This is a genomic window from Companilactobacillus futsaii JCM 17355 (assembly GCF_001435505.1).
Taxonomy (GTDB): domain Bacteria; phylum Bacillota; class Bacilli; order Lactobacillales; family Lactobacillaceae; genus Companilactobacillus; species Companilactobacillus futsaii.
On sequence record NZ_AZDO01000081.1, the window covers coordinates 1 to 2,914 of the forward strand.

5 protein-coding genes are annotated in these 2,914 nt (G+C 30.4%); 3 read left to right on the top strand and 2 right to left on the bottom strand.

Annotation, left to right across the window (positions count from 1 at the left end):
- Positions 1-580: 580 nt before the first annotated feature.
- Complete coding sequence (locus tag FC88_RS06900) at positions 581-922, bottom strand: bacteriocin immunity protein (RefSeq protein ID WP_057814158.1); 342 nt, start codon at positions 920-922, stop codon at positions 581-583.
- A gap of 20 nt (positions 923-942) precedes the next feature.
- The gene (locus FC88_RS06905; protein WP_010018232.1) at positions 943-1,278 is read right to left on the bottom strand and encodes a bacteriocin immunity family protein; all 336 of its coding nucleotides are present in this window, start codon (positions 1,276-1,278) and stop codon (positions 943-945) included.
- Between the two features lie 172 nt (positions 1,279-1,450).
- Between FC88_RS06905 and FC88_RS06910 the strand changes: the two genes are divergently transcribed.
- The 3 genes from FC88_RS06910 to FC88_RS06920 all read left to right on the top strand — a co-directional run bounded on the left by FC88_RS06910 (position 1,451) and on the right by FC88_RS06920 (position 2,367).
- On the top strand, positions 1,451-1,744 hold the full coding sequence (locus tag FC88_RS06910) for a bacteriocin immunity protein (protein ID WP_057814159.1): 294 nt from the start codon (positions 1,451-1,453) through the stop codon (positions 1,742-1,744).
- A gap of 116 nt (positions 1,745-1,860) precedes the next feature.
- The gene (locus FC88_RS06915; protein ID WP_057814160.1) at positions 1,861-2,145 is read left to right on the top strand and encodes a hypothetical protein; all 285 of its coding nucleotides are present in this window, start codon (positions 1,861-1,863) and stop codon (positions 2,143-2,145) included.
- 24 nt (positions 2,146-2,169) lie between these two features.
- Positions 2,170-2,367 (top strand): hypothetical protein, encoded by a 198-nt coding sequence (locus FC88_RS06920; RefSeq protein ID WP_057814161.1) that lies wholly within the window; start codon positions 2,170-2,172, stop codon positions 2,365-2,367.
- Positions 2,368-2,914 lie beyond the last annotated feature (547 nt).

A 2,914-nucleotide genomic window follows, 5' to 3' on the forward strand; every position in this document is an offset into this window, starting at 1 on the left:
TTTTTTATTTATTTTTTCTTAAGGTGGCTAACTTGATTATAAAATTCGCCAAAATATAAAAACTAAAATTTTTATAGAATAGTTTATTGAATTTTAATCTCATATCTAGTTGCAGATGCCAACTGATTGACAAACTCCATAACCAAATCCCATGGTAAAGCTTACTCCATTATAGATTGACTTATCTCTACCAGCCAAGCATGATTTTGTATAACAATGTCCACCTCGAACATTTGCTAAATTATTGTTAGTTAATTTGTAATATTTTTTCAACGGTATGAATCCCCTTCATTTTACTTTTGAATGATAGTTACAATAATTTCTTATTTGATAGTTCTTTTTTATCATAATCATTACACCTTCCTTGTGCATGTTATTCGGATATCCATGCATCTAGTTTAACGAGATGTATACTTTCCTTGTAAAAAAGAGCATAAATAACGTTTAAGAAAGTCTTAGATTTAGTAGATAAAAGAAAAGAACTGTTGAAGATTTAACTATGTACCATTTAGGATAAGTATTCTTTATAATTTCAGATATTTGTTCCTTATTATGACACGCTGACTTTTAGTACCCAACTTTAACGTCGAGGCATCTTTTCAAACAAACCGTAAAACTGAGATTTATCGTCAAAGCTAGCTCGATTCCGACCATTAAGTCCTGATTTTTTAGACAAGTCACCTAATCGAATCAACAACTTATCTTCTTCTCTGGAAAATGGAACTCTACTAAAAGCTTCCATGTAAATATAATTCACTAATCTACTAAGCCATGCTTCAGGATTCTTCACCGTATCTAATTTCATGTAAACTTGACTCAAAACATCCGTTATATTTAACAAATAAGGTGATTGATCCGGATGCGAATGTAGCGAATTGTACAATTCATGAATTACTTTTTTGGTCGTATCTATATCTAACATTAACTATCTCCTTTAAATATTTACTCTAAATAACTATTATTGATTCCGATATATCCAAGATTAGTTCCAATAGGTTTTAATTTTATTAGAATTGGGTAAATAGTATCGTAAAATTGTGATGCTTCAGTTGTTAATCCCTTATTTCTCAAGGCTAACTGCTGAAAACTAACCACGATTTGATTTAGAACTGCCACAATATATCTACCTTTTTCCAAATCCTTTTTTGCCATAAGTCCTATTTTTCTTTCGCTGGTAGAAATATTAGGATTCAAGACAAAATCATACAGATCACTTAATACTAATTCTTCCTCTTTATTGTTGGACATACTGTTAAAAGTACTACCAACAACCATCATAGACGATAACCGCAGACCATCCGTGATTTAAAAATTAAACTCATTTTACGTTATCAAAGGCGTTATAACGGTTGCTATATTTTTATTCCCCGCGTATCATCCTTGTCGGATGTAATGATATCTACTAATACAATTATAACAAATATTAAATTTCCACTTTGGAGGGCACAATATGAAGAAATTAAAATGGTTTGTTGGCGGTAAAGACCGCAGTGAGGTGGCAATCTCAATTATTGACGATCTACTAAATAATTTGGATGATGACACAACTAAACCACTCCAAGAAGTATTAACTGATTTCAAAGTTGAATTAGAAGAAAGAGAGTCCGCTGTTCCCTATATCCTCAGCCGCATGAATCTAACAATCTCAACAACCATGCACAAAAACGACATCACTTTACCTAAAGATCAACAAGAAAAGTTGCAGCAATTAACTCAATTATCAAGTATTTATTATGGGTACTAAAATTCAAGACAAAAAAATCCACTACTCAGGATATTTTGTTACCGCTTACTTTCTTAATGCTATACTAATCTTATAGAAATATTTATAGCTCTCAATCTAGAAAGGGACAACATACGATGGTAAACAAAACAGAAGTTGTCGATACTATGCAGGCCTTAGTTTCAGAATTGCAGAAGAATCACGCACAGTCAGAAACAACTTCTTATGTCAGTGAGACGCTACAAAAACTTAAAAAAAGCGATGGAGTAGCCTTTACCGGAAGTTTACAACTCTTCTTTAATCAAGCTAATATCGTAAAAATATCAGACAATATCCAACTTAATAAGGAGGAAAAAACACTTTGGCGTAAGCTGTTTGCTTTTAATTCTTTAGGGAACAATCTTTGGGGAGCCAGTCTATAATTAATAATATGGAGGTCAGGAATCATGGAAAGTATCTTTGGCGTTCTATTTGTACTTATCGGCATTTGGCAATTCTTCATCAGTATCAAATATTTAAACGTTCTGAAAACAGTCGGAAATAAGACCACATCAGGATTTACTCCACTAGCCATTTACTTCTCCCTATTCATAGGTGTTGCTTTCTTAATCATAGGGATCTCTGCAGTATTCCATTTAATCTAATTTTTTGAATGTGATAATCCTTCTATGGATATCAGGTGAATAATATAATTCATTTGATATCTTTAGAGGGATTTTTTAATAATTATTCAAGAATTATATAATTTACGCTGTATTGACAGAAAAAAGGAGAATCAAGTAAGAAGTTCCAATTAACTTACTAATTGAAACTCCTATTGAATTACCAATTTATCTATTTTTTCAAATCATTAATATACCTAAAAATAACCTATTGTTTTATTTTTTAATACTGTTAAAAAGTCTCCATTCATAAATATGTCGTTTTCTCATCCTAAAGAATTTTTAATCCATTAAATTATATTGATGATATATTTCCGTATAATTAATGATTAAATTTCCATATATAATAAAACAAGTGTTAACTTATATATGGATATCCAAACATTCCCAAAGGGACAATGATGATTCTACAATATTTTTTTTACCATAAAAATAATATATATTTGCAAGTATATTGAAATATAGAAAAAATGGGCGAATTTTATAATCAAGTTAGCCACCTTAAGAAAAAATAAATAAAAAAAACACC

Coding starts and splice junctions, on each gene's coding strand:
- FC88_RS06900 (WP_057814158.1), bottom strand. CDS start 922: ATGTTAGATATAGATACGACCAAAAAAGTAATTCATGAATTGTACAAT.
- FC88_RS06905 (WP_010018232.1), bottom strand. CDS start 1,278: ATGATGGTTGTTGGTAGTACTTTTAACAGTATGTCCAACAATAAAGAG.
- FC88_RS06910 (WP_057814159.1), top strand. CDS start 1,451: ATGAAGAAATTAAAATGGTTTGTTGGCGGTAAAGACCGCAGTGAGGTG.
- FC88_RS06915 (WP_057814160.1), top strand. CDS start 1,861: ATGGTAAACAAAACAGAAGTTGTCGATACTATGCAGGCCTTAGTTTCA.
- FC88_RS06920 (WP_057814161.1), top strand. CDS start 2,170: ATGGAAAGTATCTTTGGCGTTCTATTTGTACTTATCGGCATTTGGCAA.